At 56.6% G+C, this 13,027-nt stretch carries 17 protein-coding genes; 3 read left to right on the top strand and 14 right to left on the bottom strand.

Going from position 1 to position 13,027, the window contains the following annotated elements; genetic code table 11:
• The first annotated feature begins 114 nt into the window (after positions 1 to 114).
• Entirely contained in the window at positions 115 to 303 is a 189-nt protein-coding gene (dsrB, locus tag KGP22_RS13795) for a protein DsrB (RefSeq protein ID WP_008500312.1), read from the top strand.
• A gap of 101 nt (positions 304 to 404) precedes the next feature.
• On the opposite strand, the gene rcsA is transcribed toward dsrB, so the two are convergent.
• The 14 genes from rcsA to fliF form a co-directional block, all read right to left on the bottom strand.
• Positions 405 to 1,028 (bottom strand): transcriptional regulator RcsA, encoded by a 624-nt coding sequence (gene rcsA / locus KGP22_RS13790; RefSeq protein WP_008500313.1) that lies wholly within the window; start codon positions 1,026 to 1,028, stop codon positions 405 to 407.
• 294 nt (positions 1,029 to 1,322) lie between these two features.
• Entirely contained in the window at positions 1,323 to 2,108 is a 786-nt protein-coding gene (gene fliR / locus KGP22_RS13785) for a flagellar biosynthetic protein FliR (protein ID WP_008500314.1), read from the bottom strand.
• A 7-nt stretch (positions 2,109 to 2,115) separates the two neighbouring features.
• The gene (gene fliQ / locus KGP22_RS13780; protein ID WP_008500315.1) at positions 2,116 to 2,385 is read right to left on the bottom strand and encodes a flagellar biosynthesis protein FliQ; all 270 of its coding nucleotides are present in this window, start codon (positions 2,383 to 2,385) and stop codon (positions 2,116 to 2,118) included.
• 9 nt (positions 2,386 to 2,394) lie between these two features.
• Positions 2,395 to 3,132 carry a flagellar type III secretion system pore protein FliP gene (fliP, locus tag KGP22_RS13775; protein WP_023619313.1) on the bottom strand — a complete coding sequence of 246 codons (738 nt, stop codon included), beginning with the start codon at positions 3,130 to 3,132 and terminating at the stop codon, positions 2,395 to 2,397.
• Positions 3,132 to 3,506 (bottom strand): flagellar biosynthetic protein FliO, encoded by a 375-nt coding sequence (fliO, locus tag KGP22_RS13770; protein WP_223579545.1) that lies wholly within the window; start codon positions 3,504 to 3,506, stop codon positions 3,132 to 3,134. Before fliO ends, fliP begins: the two co-directional genes overlap by 1 nt.
• Before the next feature lie 2 nt (positions 3,507 to 3,508).
• Positions 3,509 to 3,922: a flagellar motor switch protein FliN gene (gene fliN, locus KGP22_RS13765; RefSeq protein WP_008500318.1), complete on the bottom strand. Its 414-nt coding sequence runs from the start codon at positions 3,920 to 3,922 to the stop codon at positions 3,509 to 3,511.
• Positions 3,919 to 4,923 (bottom strand): flagellar motor switch protein FliM, encoded by a 1,005-nt coding sequence (gene fliM / locus KGP22_RS13760; RefSeq protein ID WP_008500320.1) that lies wholly within the window; start codon positions 4,921 to 4,923, stop codon positions 3,919 to 3,921. The genes fliN and fliM overlap by 4 nt, the downstream gene beginning before the upstream one ends.
• A 4-nt stretch (positions 4,924 to 4,927) precedes the next feature.
• The gene (fliL, locus tag KGP22_RS13755; RefSeq protein ID WP_023312306.1) at positions 4,928 to 5,398 is read right to left on the bottom strand and encodes a flagellar basal body-associated protein FliL; all 471 of its coding nucleotides are present in this window, start codon (positions 5,396 to 5,398) and stop codon (positions 4,928 to 4,930) included.
• A gap of 106 nt (positions 5,399 to 5,504) precedes the next feature.
• A complete protein-coding gene (gene fliK, locus KGP22_RS13750; protein ID WP_223579542.1) occupies positions 5,505 to 6,734 on the bottom strand; it encodes a flagellar hook length control protein FliK in 1,230 nt (409 codons plus the stop codon).
• Positions 6,731 to 7,174, bottom strand: coding sequence for a flagellar export protein FliJ (gene fliJ, locus KGP22_RS13745; protein WP_023312304.1), 444 nt, complete (start codon positions 7,172 to 7,174; stop codon positions 6,731 to 6,733). Before fliJ ends, fliK begins: the two co-directional genes overlap by 4 nt.
• A gap of 21 nt (positions 7,175 to 7,195) precedes the next feature.
• Positions 7,196 to 8,566: a flagellar protein export ATPase FliI gene (fliI, locus tag KGP22_RS13740; protein WP_023336182.1), complete on the bottom strand. Its 1,371-nt coding sequence runs from the start codon at positions 8,564 to 8,566 to the stop codon at positions 7,196 to 7,198.
• The gene (fliH, locus tag KGP22_RS13735; RefSeq protein WP_223582450.1) at positions 8,566 to 9,231 is read right to left on the bottom strand and encodes a flagellar assembly protein FliH; all 666 of its coding nucleotides are present in this window, start codon (positions 9,229 to 9,231) and stop codon (positions 8,566 to 8,568) included. Before fliH ends, fliI begins: the two co-directional genes overlap by 1 nt.
• Before the next feature lie 34 nt (positions 9,232 to 9,265).
• A complete protein-coding gene (gene fliG / locus KGP22_RS13730; RefSeq protein ID WP_023312301.1) occupies positions 9,266 to 10,264 on the bottom strand; it encodes a flagellar motor switch protein FliG in 999 nt (332 codons plus the stop codon).
• Positions 10,257 to 11,936, bottom strand: a complete 1,680-nt coding sequence (gene fliF / locus KGP22_RS13725) for a flagellar basal-body MS-ring/collar protein FliF (RefSeq protein ID WP_133294723.1) — start codon at positions 11,934 to 11,936, stop codon at positions 10,257 to 10,259. The genes fliG and fliF overlap by 8 nt, the downstream gene beginning before the upstream one ends.
• Positions 11,937 to 12,164: 228 nt before the next feature.
• Here fliF and fliE point away from each other — a divergent pair, with 228 nt between their 5' ends.
• Positions 12,165 to 12,479 carry a flagellar hook-basal body complex protein FliE gene (gene fliE, locus KGP22_RS13720; protein ID WP_008500329.1) on the top strand — a complete coding sequence of 105 codons (315 nt, stop codon included), beginning with the start codon at positions 12,165 to 12,167 and terminating at the stop codon, positions 12,477 to 12,479.
• 74 nt (positions 12,480 to 12,553) lie between these two features.
• Entirely contained in the window at positions 12,554 to 12,967 is a 414-nt protein-coding gene (gene yedD, locus KGP22_RS13715; protein ID WP_223579539.1) for a lipoprotein YedD, read from the top strand.
• Positions 12,968 to 13,027: the final 60 nt, after the last annotated feature.

Genomic DNA, 13,027 nt, shown 5'->3' with positions numbered 1-13,027 from the left:
GCAAACGTGTCTAGGGTTAAGTATAGCCTGTGTATAAAAACGCCATTCACGCCGGGCGGCGATGTGTGTTTTTGCGTTTTGTTCTACACTGGCTCAAAACCAGAGGAGGAATGTATGAAGGTCAACGATCGGGTAACCGTTAAAACGGACGGTGGGCCGCGCCGCCCGGGTGTGGTGCTGGCAATTGAAGAGTTTAGTGAAGGGACAATGTATCTGGTATCACTGGAAGACTACCCGCTCGGCATTTGGTTTTTTAACGAACTGGGGCATCCTGACGGTATCTTTGTTGAGAAAGCAGACTAACACGGCGTCGGGTAGCGCATCGCGGCCCGACATCCTCTGCAGAAGCAAAAATCTCTGGCCAGGCCAGAGATCAAAGGTAGGGTGCACAGGGTCTTAAGCGACTAACGCATGTTAACGAAAATCCCGTTCGTCACATTATCGGTCAGGCGTACCACATGGTAGATCACTTGCTTATTATGCGTTTTAATTTTCCGTTTAATATTTCCTTTGTGTGACGAAACGGTTTTCGCTTTAATATTCATCTGGTCGGAGATCTGAATAGTTCCTTGTCCCGCCATCCACATTCGCAGCATACTTGATTCAGTCCTGCTTAATGATAGGGTGGGTAAGTTAACCGCTCCTACATTTTTAACTTCTTTATTCAAATAATCACCCAAAATGTCATCCAGCGACTCGGGTTTAATCGATTTAGAACTGATCAATAAATTTTTACGGACCAACAAATACTCATCGAAATGGATATTCGCGATCGCCATAAAAACAATAAACAGGGTTTTTGGATGCTGATTAATGATTTGCTTAATGTGCTGACTGTTGGCTGGATCGTGAATGAAACAGTCCTCATTAATAAACACCACGCCTGGTTTTAGTTCGTCACAAGCGGCTGCGAGTTCGTCAACGGTGTGTGCATCGTTGATGTCTCTCTTTCTTACCCCTCTGCTTGCCAGGTACCCGGTTAACCCTAGCCGGGTGTAGCTGCATAAATCCATAATGATCGTTGACATGGCATACCCTCACTCAATGCGTAACGATAATTCACCATCTGCCTGAGAGCTCAAAACAGCCATACGGGATGGAAAAAAATAATAAACCTGTGAGCATGACAAAGACTTTCAGGCGGACTCACTATCCCGTAAAGTTACGTATAATTTGCCAGGAATCTTCTTAAAGTAAAGTAAATATTAAGTATTGTGAGGTGGTTAGAAACAATTAAACCGCGTCAGATATATCCTGGAAGATGTTTTTCGCATTTTATTTTAGGAATATCCTCAGAAAGACAATAGCAACAGTGAGGGCTATTATTTACGTGGCAGCTCGCTGACAATATCCGCTAACAGGTTGAATATCTCGCCGAATAAATGTTCACAGAAGGGAGCGATCAGTGGCATCAGTAATGACATTAATAAAATTCCGACCGTCAGCGTCAGCGGAAAACCAATGACAAACACCGAAAGCTGCGGTGCCATTCGGTTGAGTAAACCTAAAGCCAGGTTGACGGTCAGCAGCAGGGTGATGATGGGTAACGCCAGCATCAGCCCGTTCAGGAAGATCAGCCCCGCCGCTCGGGTGAGCGCCAGGAAAGCGTTGCTGTTCACCGGGTTTTCGCCAATCGGCAGGGTATGGAACGTGTCCACCAGCATGGAGATAAGCCACAGATGGCCGTTGAACGACAGGAACAGCAGCATGGCGAGCAGATCGATAATGCGCGCCAGCACGGGCATGTTGAGATGACTGCCGGGATCGACAAACGTGGCAAAAGATAACCCCATCTGCAGGCCAATCAGTTCCCCCGCGGTACGCACGGCGGCAAAGGCCAGCTGCATGGTAAAGCCGACGGCGACGCCAATCATCACCTGCTGCAAGGCCACCCACACCGCATTCGCCGAGAAGATCGGAATATCCACGGGGGGCAGAGAGGGCGCGACGATAATGGAGATAATAATCCCCAGTCCCACCTTGACGCGTTTGGGTATCGATTTCTCGCTGAGAATGGGGGCGGTGGAGATCAGCGCCATGATGCGCAGCATCGGCCAGAAGTAGACGCCGAGCCACTGAACCCACTGGTCGCTGGTGAAGTGCAGCATCGTCAGATCAGCCGATGATGTACGGCAGGTTGGTAAACAGGTTGCGCATATAGTCCAGCAACAGGTTCAGCATCCACGGCCCGGCTACGATGATCGCCACGAACACGGCGATGATTTTCGGGATGAATGACAGCGTCATTTCGTTAATCTGCGTGGCGGCCTGCAGAATACTGATAATCAGACCGGTAACCAGCGCGACAAGCAGCAGCGGAGCGGCAACGGCAATCGCGATTTTCATCGCCTCCGTGCCCATCATCATGACCGATTCGGGTGTCATTGCCGTTCCTTAACTGTAGAAACTCTGCGCCAGCGAGCTGACCAGCAGCTGCCAGCCGTCGACCAGCACAAAGAGCATGATCTTAAAGGGCAGGGCAATGGTCGCGGGCGGCACCATCATCATCCCGAGCGCCATCAGGACGCTGGCGATCACCAGATCGATAATCAGGAACGGAATAAAAATGGTAAAGCCAATCTGGAACGCGGTTTTCAGCTCGCTGGTGACATAGGCGGGCAGCAGAATACGCATTGGCACCGCTTCCGGTCCCTGCAGCTCGCCGGTGTTGGACAGGCGGGCGAAAAGGGCCAGGTCGGCTTCGCGCGTCTGGCGCAGCATAAATTCCCGCAGCGGCTGTGCGCCTTTGTCGAGCGCCTCCTGCATGGAGATTTTGTCTTCGCTGAACGGCTGATAGGCGTCGGTATAAATCTTATCGATCACCGGCGACATAATGAAAAAGGTCAAAAACAGCGCCAGCCCGAGCAGAACCTGGTTTGGCGGAGCGGAAGGGGTGCCCAGCGCGTTTCGCAGCAGACCGAAAACGATGATGATGCGGGTGAAGCTGGTCATCATCAGCAGGATGGCCGGAATAAACGTCAGCGAGGTGATGAACACCAGCGTCTGAACGGGAAGTGACCAGCTTTGTCCGCCGCCCGCGAGAGGGGTTGAGACCAGACCGGGCAGCTGTGCATAGACCGCGGGAGCAAACAGGGCAACGCCCGCAAGCGTCAGGGATAACAAACGGCGCATCAGGATCTCCCGGAACGCTTAAGCAAACTCTTCATGACGGACTGAAAATCCGCAGGGGCCTCTGCGCGCTCGTCCACCACAACAGGGGCGGGCGGCAGCTTGTGTAATACGCTGATGTTTGAGGTCGTTACGCCCAGAACCAGACGCGCATCGTCCACCTCGACGATGACCACGCGTTCGCGTGGACCCAGGGTGGTGCTGGCGCTGACCTTCAGGCCGCGGGCACCGGCGGTTTTACCCGCCAGGCCAAAGCGCTTCGCCAGCCAGGCGGCGATAAGAATAAAGGCAATAATACCGAACAACGCCCCGCTCACCTGGAGCAGAGGTGAGCCGGGAACGGCAGAAGGCTGTGATATTGTTGCCTGGGTTTTCATGCTTAACGGCTCAGACGACGCATACGTTCAGACGGGGTAATGATGTCGGTGATGCGTACGCCGTATTTATCGGCAACCACTACGACTTCACCCTGGGCAATCAGATAGCCGTTGATCAGGATATCCAGCGGCTCACCGGCCAGACCGTCAAGGGCCACCACGGAACCCTGCGTCAGGCGCAGCAGCTCTTTAATGGTCATACGGGTGCGTCCCAGCTCAACGGTCAGCTTAACCGGGATATCCATGATCAGGTCGATGTCCTGCAGCGTGCCGCTGACGTCACCGCCGCCGAGCTGCTGGAATACGGCATCCGCTGCGCTTTTGGCCGGGGTCGCTTTTTGCTCGTTTAACGCGTCAGCCCACAGATCGTCCAGTGCTCCGCTGTTTTCATCGGACGGATTGTTCATGTCACTCATTTGGGCTGTTCCTCATTCAGCGAATTCAAAATCGGGTTGATCAAGTGCTCAACGCGTAACGCATACTGACCGTTAATCGTGCCGTACTGGCTTGTCAGCACGGGGACACCATCCACATGGGCAATAATGCGGTCGGGTTTTTCTATCGGCAAAACATCGCCGGGTTGTAATTTCAGGATCTGAGATAACCGCAGCGGGATATCGGCGAAGCTCGCCACCAGTTCAAGCTGCGAATGCTGGACCTGGCGGACCAGGTTTTCACGCCAGTTCTGGTCTTCGTTGCGGGAGTTCTCCAGCGGCGGGTTAACCAGCAGCTCGCGCAGCGGTTCGATCATGCTGAACGGCAGGCAGATGTTGAACTCGCCGGTCAGATTACCGATCTCCACGTGGAACGGCGTGTTAACGACGATATCGTTCGGGGAGGTGGTGATATTGGTAAATTTCACCTGCATCTCAGAACGGACGTACTCCACTTCCAGCGGGTTAATCGCTTTCCACGCGTCGCTGTATGATTCCAGCGCCAGCTTCAGCATGCGGTTAATGACGCGCTGTTCGGTGTGGGTGAATTCACGACCTTCTACTTTGGTCGGGAAACGCCCGTCGCCGCCGAACAGGTTATCCACCGCGATGAACACCAGGCTTGGCGAAAACACCACCAGACCGGTGCCGCGCAGCGGCTTCAAATGAATCAGGTTAAGGTTGGTTGGCACCGGCAGGTTGCGGGCAAACTCATGGTACGGCTGAATGCGGATCGCACCGACCGTAATATCCGGGCTACGACGCAGCAGGTTAAAAAGCCCCATACGGAACTGACGTGCAAAACGTTCGTTAATGATCTCCAGCGCCTGCAGACGTTCACGTACCACGCGACGCTGGGTATTCGGGTCATAGGGACGAATATCGCTATCGCCGCCAATACCCGGTTGCGGATCATCACTTTTATCGCTGTCGCCGTTGAGCAGCGCATCGATTTCTGCCTGAGAAAGAATACTGTCGCCCATGTCGTTACCGCAGAATGAATGCTGTATACAGAACGTCAGTGACTTCCTGCTTAGGTTGGCCGTTTACCAGCGGGGTCGCCAGCGTTTGTTTAATAGCGTCGACCAGCTTTTGCTTACCCACATCGGTGGCCAGCGCCGAAGCGTCCTGACGAGAGAACAGCAGCAACAGACGGCTACGCACTTCAGGAAGGTAATCGTTCAGACGTGAACGGGTGGCTTCATCTTTCAGGCGCAGCGTAATGCCAACGTAAAGCACGCGATCCGCATCACCGAGATTGACGGTGAAGGTATCCAGCGGGAAGAACACTGGAGCCGGCGGAGGAGGTGCTTCAGCTTTGGCCGCAGCGGTGGTCGGTTCCTGCTGCATACGCCAGTAACTATAGCCCGCGGTAGCGCAGGCGGCGAGCGTGATCAACACCAGCAGCGGGATCCAGATGGAACGCTTACTTTTTTTGGTGATAGCGGAGTCAGTCATCTGATACGAGCTTCCTGTTTCGGTACAGCTTAATAAGGTGATTATCCCGTGTCCTGCTGTCGTCAAAGCGTGGAAAAGACGGGGATAATCACGCTACCTCTGGCGTTTAGGCGAAGATGTCTACGGCACTGTTACCCCGCGCTGCGGACTGCAGGGCGGAAGGAACAGGCAGCAACTCATCGCTCTCTTCATTAAAACCGCCGGTATTGCCGGAACGCGAAGCCTGGTGCTGCTGCTGGGATGAGGACTGCTGCTGCCCGGCGAAGCTCTCGCTGCTGACGCTGCTCTGTGCAAGCTGAATGCCGTTTTCCGCCAGTGAGGTCCGCAGTACCGGCAGCGCGGCTTCCAGCGCCGCACGAACATGGCTGTGCGCAGAGACCATCTGCAGCTGGGCCTGGTTGTCATCCAGCTTAAGTGAAATTTGCACCTGACCCAGATCTTCCGGGTGCAGGCGCAGCTCTGCCGTCTGCTGGCCCTGCTTAGTGAACAGGGTGATGTGCTGGCTCAGAGACTGCTGCCACTCGTGGGTTCCCAGAGGCTGGCTTAACACCGGCGCGGTGGCAACGGTAGCGGCCGTCTGGCTGGTCGCATGGCTGGACATAATCGGTGCCAGGGTGGCCGTTGGAGATGATGAAGACGAACTGGCGAGCTCCTGCTTCTCTGCTGCTGCGGCCACGGCCGGTGTAGCAGGCATGTTGCCCGACAGAGCGGGTTCGTTGGTTTTCGCCTGGCTCTGATAAGGCGTAGAACTCTGCGCTTTATCGTGGCTTCCCGCGGACGCGTTCAGGGACGGCTGGCCCACGCCGTTTTGCGAAAACGTCGCGGAACTCAGCGTTGAGGTGGCGGAAACGCCCTCACTGCCTGCCGCGCGAGAGGCGGTAGTTTGCTGGTGAGGCAGCATCGCCATCAGCGCGCTTAATCCGGCCAGTTCTTCTTCGCTCAGCTCGCTTTTACCGTCATCTTTGCTGTTCGCCGCATTGAGCGTCTTCAGCGCGTCGCCCTTAGACAGCGGCACCAGCCCGGAAACCAGCGTATCAAGCGACGTGACGGGCGACGTTTCATCGCCATTCAGCGCCGTCTGGCGCGAGAGCAGGTCGGCAATTCTGGCCTGCAGGGTGGTATCACCTTTTGCGTCCTGGGCCACTTTTGACAGTTTACTGCCGGCGGCTTTCAGGTCAGCCAGGGTCAGCGGCGCATCTTTGCCCTTGCCCGTTGCGTCCGACAGGGCGCCCGCCAGCAGAGAGAGAAAGTTCTGAGCACCGTCGGTGCCTTTCCCTGTTTGCGTGCCGCCTGACAGGTCGCTGTCGCTCATCAGCAGTTGTTGCAGTGTGATCATTCCGGTTTCCTCATTGATGCGCGCTGGGCAAACTCATCCATTTTCTTCTGATCCAGACGGTTTTCCGCCAGGGTCGTTGCCGCGATCTGTCGGTCCTGTAAAGTCTGCCAGGCCTGCAGCCGCTGCTTCTTCTCGCGCCAGAAATTCAGCGCGGTATCGACTTTCTGGGTCCACTGGTTAAGCTGCTGGCGATGCTGATCTATCGCCTTCTCCAGCGTCTGGATAAACTGCTGATAGTTAATCCAGCGCTGGCTTCCAATGCCCTGTGTCATATCGGTATTGAGGTTGGTGCGATATTCATGCTGATAGTCGATTAACATCTTCAACTGTTCTTCAGCCTGCTGGCACCCGCGTCGCATTGCGCCAAGCTGCAATGCGGCATCATCAACTTCTTTCTCAGCCAGATCTTTCAGCGTTGATAACGCGCTGTTTTGCGCCATGACCTTCGCCCTCCACCTGTGTTACACCTGCGGGAAAATCAGCTCCAGTGCCTGAATTGAATCTTCCCAGTCGGCGCGTTCAAAAATGCCTTGTTGCAAAAATGCTTCCAGCTGCGGCCACAGGCTAATCGCCTTGTCGAGCATCGGGTCGCTGCCTTTGGCATACGCCCCCACGCTGACCAGATCGCGGTTGCGCTGGAAGCTGGAAAGCAGTTGTTTGAAGTTACGCACGCGAGCGTAGTGCTTCTCGGTTATCAGCGCCGTCATTGCGCGGCTGATAGACGCTTCAATATCAATGGCCGGATAGTGCCCGGCTTCGGCCAGACGACGCGACAGCACAATGTGACCGTCAAGAATTGCGCGCGCGGAGTCGGCAATCGGGTCCTGCTGGTCATCGCCTTCCGTCAGAACCGTGTAGAACGCGGTGATGGAGCCGCCGCCGCTGATGCCGTTCCCCGCGCGTTCCACCAGCGCAGGAAGTTTGGCGAAGACCGAAGGCGGGTAGCCTTTGGTTGCCGGTGGCTCACCGATGGCCAGCGCGATTTCACGCTGCGCCATCGCGTAGCGGGTCAGGGAATCCATGATCAGCAGCACGTGCTTGCCGCGGTCACGAAAATCTTCGGCGATGCGGGTGGCGTACGCGGCACCCTGCATACGCAGCAGCGGCGACACGTCCGCCGGCGCGGCAATTACCACCGAGCGGGCACGGCCTTCCGCACCCAGAATGTTTTCAATAAAGTCTTTTACTTCACGACCGCGTTCGCCAATCAGCCCCACGACGATCACATCGGCCTGGGTATAGCGCGCCATCATGCCGAGCAGGACGGATTTACCCACGCCAGACCCGGCGAACAGGCCCATACGTTGTCCACGTCCCACGGTGAGCAGGGCGTTAATCGGGCGCACGCCGGTGTCAAGCACATGCTCGATAGGGGTACGCTGCAGGGGGTTGAACGGCTGGGTGATTAGCGCACCGGTTTCGGTGGTGTCGGGGGAGGGCAGGCCGTCGAGCGGTTTACCGCTGCCGTCCAGCACGCGGCCCAGCAGGGCAGGGCCAAGCGGCAGCTGTTTCCCACTTTGCAGCCCATCGCCAGAAATGTTTTTGGCATAGACGCGCGCGCCGGGCAGAATGCCTTCCACCTCTTCAAGCGGCATCAGGAACAGGCGCTGGCCGTTAAACCCAACCACTTCGCTTTCAACTTCGCGCGTTTCCAGACCGTCCTGACGCTCAATCACGCAGGTCGCGCCCAGCGGCAGCTGCAGGCCGGTGGCTTCGAGAACCAGCCCGGTGGCGCGCGTGAGTCGTCCATAACGACGAACAGATGGCAGTTGCGCCATCTTCGTCTCAAAGTTGTCGAGCGTGGTGAGCCAGCGGGTGAGGCGAGCGGTCATCAGACGACTCCCGGTGCCGCCAGGCGGCACAGTTCCTGCCAGCGGGTAGCAACGCTGGCATCCAGGTCGCCTTCATCGGCAGAGACTTTGCAGCCGCCATGATGTAACGACGGGTCACCGCGCAGACGCCAGCCGTGCAGGTTTAGCGTCGCGCCCAGGCTCTCTTCAACGCGCTGCAGATCGTCCGGATGGACGCGCAGCTGAGGTTTCCCGCTGAACAGCGGCTCCTGCTGAAGCAGACCCTGAATTTGTTTGATAAGTGCGGTGTTATCCACCACGGGCGTCTGGCCGATCACCTGACGCGCGGCTTCCAGCGCCATCTGCATCAGTCGCGAGGCAATCACGCTGTCCAGCGCGTCAAGAGTGTGCTGGAACTCGCTGACCAGCTGCTGCATGCGGGCATGGATCGGCGCCTGCTGCTGGCGCGCCTGATCGATACCGTGCTCTAACCCTTTCGCCAGACCTTCCTGATATCCCTGCTCGTGGCCTTTCTGCCGGCCTTCGTTCAGACCGGCATTGTAACCCTGCTCGTGCGCCTGCATTTGCAGCTGAGCCAGCATTTGAGCTTGCTGCTCTTCTTCGCTCAGCTCGGGCTGCTCGACGTCCGGGTCAAGCTCCTCGGTCGGTATCACGGCTGGCGTGAACTCGGAGAGGGGAGGAGCCAGATCGTCCGGCGTCCAGCGTTTCTACGGCAGCTCATTAGACATAGGTGTCGTCTCCGCTGCCAATCACCATCTCGCCGGTTTCCGCCAGACGACGAACAATAAGCAGAATGGCTTTCTGTTCGTTTTCCACCTGAGAAAGACGAACCGGGCCGCGGTTGGCAAGGTCGTCGCGCAGGATATCGGCCGCGCGCTGAGACATGTTGCGCAGGAACTTCTCGCGCAGCGGCTGCTCGGCGCCTTTGAGGGCGATAAGCAGCGACTCGGAATCCACTTCCTGGAGCAGGCGCTGGATGCTGCGATCGTCCACTTCGACGAGGTTTTCGAACAGGAACATCTCGTCGATGATTTTCTGTGCCAGCTCGCCGTCGAATTCGCGAACCGCCGTAATGACGGCCTCTTCCTGCTGCGTTTTCATCAGGTTGATGATTTCCGCCGCCGTTCTCACGCCGCCCATTTTGCTGCGCTTGAGGTTCTGGCCGTCGAGCAGGTTGTTCAGCACCTCGGTCAGCTCCGCCAGCGCGGCCGGCTGGACGCCGCCGAAGGTGGCGATACGCAGCATCACATCGTGACGCAGACGCTCTTCGAACAGCGCCAGAATATCGGCCGCCTGACCACGTTTGAGGTGGACAAGGATGGTGGCGATAATCTGTGGGTGCTCGTCGCGAATAAGGTCGGCGGCACTCTGCGGTTCCATAAAGTTGAGCGTTTCGATACCGCTGGCGGTATCGCGGGTTTCCAGAATGTCTTCCAGCAGGCTGGAGGCACGTTCTTCGCCCAGCGCCTTGACCAGCACGGAACGGAGGTAGTCGTTGGCGTTGATGTTCAGCGCGGCAAACTGTTCGGCTTCCTGTTCAAACTCTGCCAGCACTTCAGTCAGCTGCTTGTTGGAGATCTGACGCACGTTGGCCATGGCCGCACTGAGAATTTGCACTTCTCGCTGGGAGAGGTGTTTAAACACCTCTGCCGCGCGATCTTCGCCAATGGTCATCAGCAGGATGACGCTTTTATCGGTGCCCGTAAGCGTATTACTCATGTTCGTTACCCATCCACTGGCGGATGACCAGCGCCACGACGCGCGGATCGTTATCTGACATTTCGCGAATGCGCTGGCTCATGACCTCAGCGCCCATGCGCTGGTTAGCACGACGCTGCTGCATCTGTTCATCTTTGCTGAGGCGCACTTCAACCGCTTCTTCCGTTTCCTGACGCGCATTCATCTGCTCGCGAGCCGCTTTTTCGGCTTCAGCACGGCGCTGGAGCTGCGGACGAACGCCCTTACGCCACAGCAGCCACGCGACAATCAGCACCAGCAGCCAGCGTCCTGCGGACATCAGCTGATCGATAAACGCCTGCTGTTGCCAGAACGGCAGTTCGCCGCCGGTCTCATCAACCGAGTTGAACGGTGAGTTCACCACGTTGAGGGTATCGCCGCGCTTCTCGGAGTAACCCATCGCTTCACGGGTCAGGTTTTCAATCTGCTTCATCTGCTCGGCGGTCAACGGCAACGGTTTGCCATCCGCCAGCGTTTTGTAGTTCACCACTACCGCAACGGAAAGACGCTGAATATCGCCCACGTTCAGTTTAGTGTGGCGAATCGTTCTATCCACTTCGTAGTTCGTGGTTTCATTACGGCTGGTGTTTCGAGGGCCGCTGTTATTCGCCGTTGAGGTGGTCTGCTGATTAGTCTGCTGACCGTTCTGCTGATTGGCCGGCGGCGTAGAGATCGGCGCCGCGTTAGCCGGGGCAGGCTGGTTAGACAGCGCGCCCGGCACGCCGCCCGGGTTTGCACCGCCAATCTGCTCGCTGGTATTGATCTGGCGCGAACGCATCACCGCCTGAGCCGCATCGCCGTTCGGGCTGTATTGTTCTTCAGTTTGTTCTTTATTCGCGAAGTCGATCTGGGCGGTTACCTGCGCGTGCACGTTGCTGTTGCCCACTACCGGGCCCAGGATCGCTTCGATACGACGCTGGAGACGGCTTTCGACATCGGCGGCATATTTCAGCTGCGCGTCATTCAGATCGCGACCGGCGGTATTGGATTGCGTCAGCAGGTGACCGCTCTGGTCAACCAGCGTCACGTTACCCGGCGGTAGACCGGCCACGGCGCTGGAGACGAGGTGCGTCACCGCGCTGATTTGCCCTTCGTCCAGCGCGCGGCCGGGTTCGAGGTTCACGGTAACGGAAGCCGAAGGTGATTTCTGTTCGCGGACAAATAAGGAAGGCTTAGGCATCGCCAGATGCACGCGGGCACTCTTCACCGGGCCTAATGTTTCAATGGTGCGGGCCAGTTCACCTTCCAGCGCACGCTGGTAGTTCACCTGCTCGCTGAACTGGCTGATACCGAATTTTTCCTGATCCAGCAGCTCAAAGCCCACCGCGCCGCCTTTCGGCAGCCCCTGCTGAGCCAGACGCAGACGCAGTTCGTGCACCTTATCTGCCGGTACCTCAAGCGCACCGCCATTATCGGCAAAGCGATAAGGGATGTTCATCTGGGTAAGCTGGGTGACGATGGCGCCGCCATCCTGATCGGAAAGATTGCTGTAGAGCGTCCGGTAATCAGGGCTTTTCGCCCACAGGACCATCGCTACAAGGATCGCAATTGCGGCAGCGCCTGCCACGATCAACGGGATTTTAGGATTCGCGCGAAGGCGGTTCATCCACTCGAGTGATTTATTCTGCGGCGCTGTCGATGCTGTTGCACTCATTGCGCACCTCTTAAATCCTGGTGGTTTACGTTATTCGTGTAGAGAAACAAAACTGACTCCCGGGTCGGCAAACACGACAAAAGTTCCATATTGATGGCCCTGCCATTATTTGATGATTCGTGATTTTCTATGCGTCAAATAACCTGGTTTTTTCATGCTATTTACCGCCATTATCTTATTGACAAGCTGTTAGTCTTGACCGCGTAAAAAACCATCCAGGGGAGAGTCATGGCTATACAGGGCATTGAAGGGGTAATCAGTCAGCTGCAGGCAACGGCAATGACGGCCCGTAATCAGAATGTGGCAGATCAGCAGCCGAGCATCAGCTTCGCAGGGCAACTGCATGCCGCTCTTGACCGTATCAGTGATACCCAGACCGCTGCGCGCACTCAGGCCGAGAAGTTCACCCTCGGCGAGCCGGGCGTGGCGTTGAATGATGTGATGACCGATTTGCAAAAAGCCTCGGTTTCCCTGCAGATGGGGATCCAGGTGCGTAATAAGCTGGTGTCGGCCTATCAGGAAGTGATGGGGATGCAGGTTTAAGACCTGTCGATCTCCGCTGGCAGCCGCAGCGCTTTAATGCCACAATATTTTTTTCTTCGAATGCAGGAAAGATGATGAAAAAAATAGCAATTGCTGGCGCGCTGCTGGCACTGACCGGGTGCGTTAAGGTCGATAATTATAAAGACGTGATTAAGCACCCTGTCCCGGCGCACCTGGCGGGATACTGGCAGTCGAAAGGGCCGCAGAGCAACATGGTCAGTCCGAAGGCGATTGCCACGCTGGTGGTGACGGAGGAGGGCGATACGCTGGACTGCCGTCAGTGGCAGCGCGTGATTGCCGTGCCGGGTAAAATCATGCTGCGTTCAGACAGTTATTACAACGTGACGCGTAAGCTGGATATCTATCCGCTGGAGCGCGATGGCTCGACGCTTGAGTACGACGGGCTGGAGCTGCAGAAGGTCGATCGCCCAACGGTTGAGTGTGCCGATTACCTGAGCAAGAATCCGCTGGAGAGTAAACTGCCCTAAGGGTAAAAGCAAAACGGCAACCTCGTTGCCGTTTTTGGTTTTTACGCCCTCTCCCTGTGG

The organism is Enterobacter sp. JBIWA005 (assembly GCF_019968805.1).
GTDB classification, from domain to species: domain Bacteria; phylum Pseudomonadota; class Gammaproteobacteria; order Enterobacterales; family Enterobacteriaceae; genus Enterobacter; species Enterobacter vonholyi.
This window is presented reverse-complemented; position numbering and strand designations above follow the sequence as displayed.

Bases quoted from the DNA above. Each gene is read 5' to 3' on its own strand.
- fliL (WP_023312306.1), bottom strand. From the start codon at position 5,398: ATGACTGACTCCGCTATCACCAAAAAAAGTAAGCGTTCCATCTGGATC.
- fliE (WP_008500329.1), top strand. From the start codon at position 12,165: ATGGCTATACAGGGCATTGAAGGGGTAATCAGTCAGCTGCAGGCAACG.
- fliR (WP_008500314.1), bottom strand. From the start codon at position 2,108: ATGCTGCACTTCACCAGCGACCAGTGGGTTCAGTGGCTCGGCGTCTAC.
- fliG (WP_023312301.1), bottom strand. From the start codon at position 10,264: ATGAGTAATACGCTTACGGGCACCGATAAAAGCGTCATCCTGCTGATG.
- fliJ (WP_023312304.1), bottom strand. From the start codon at position 7,174: ATGGCGCAAAACAGCGCGTTATCAACGCTGAAAGATCTGGCTGAGAAA.
- fliM (WP_008500320.1), bottom strand. From the start codon at position 4,923: ATGGGCGACAGTATTCTTTCTCAGGCAGAAATCGATGCGCTGCTCAAC.
- fliF (WP_133294723.1), bottom strand. From the start codon at position 11,936: ATGAGTGCAACAGCATCGACAGCGCCGCAGAATAAATCACTCGAGTGG.
- dsrB (WP_008500312.1), top strand. From the start codon at position 115: ATGAAGGTCAACGATCGGGTAACCGTTAAAACGGACGGTGGGCCGCGC.
- rcsA (WP_008500313.1), bottom strand. From the start codon at position 1,028: ATGTCAACGATCATTATGGATTTATGCAGCTACACCCGGCTAGGGTTA.
- fliQ (WP_008500315.1), bottom strand. From the start codon at position 2,385: ATGACACCCGAATCGGTCATGATGATGGGCACGGAGGCGATGAAAATC.
- fliI (WP_023336182.1), bottom strand. From the start codon at position 8,566: ATGACCGCTCGCCTCACCCGCTGGCTCACCACGCTCGACAACTTTGAG.
- fliK (WP_223579542.1), bottom strand. From the start codon at position 6,734: ATGATCACACTGCAACAACTGCTGATGAGCGACAGCGACCTGTCAGGC.
- fliP (WP_023619313.1), bottom strand. From the start codon at position 3,132: ATGCGCCGTTTGTTATCCCTGACGCTTGCGGGCGTTGCCCTGTTTGCT.
- fliO (WP_223579545.1), bottom strand. From the start codon at position 3,506: ATGAAAACCCAGGCAACAATATCACAGCCTTCTGCCGTTCCCGGCTCA.
- fliN (WP_008500318.1), bottom strand. From the start codon at position 3,922: ATGAGTGACATGAACAATCCGTCCGATGAAAACAGCGGAGCACTGGAC.
- yedD (WP_223579539.1), top strand. From the start codon at position 12,554: ATGAAAAAAATAGCAATTGCTGGCGCGCTGCTGGCACTGACCGGGTGC.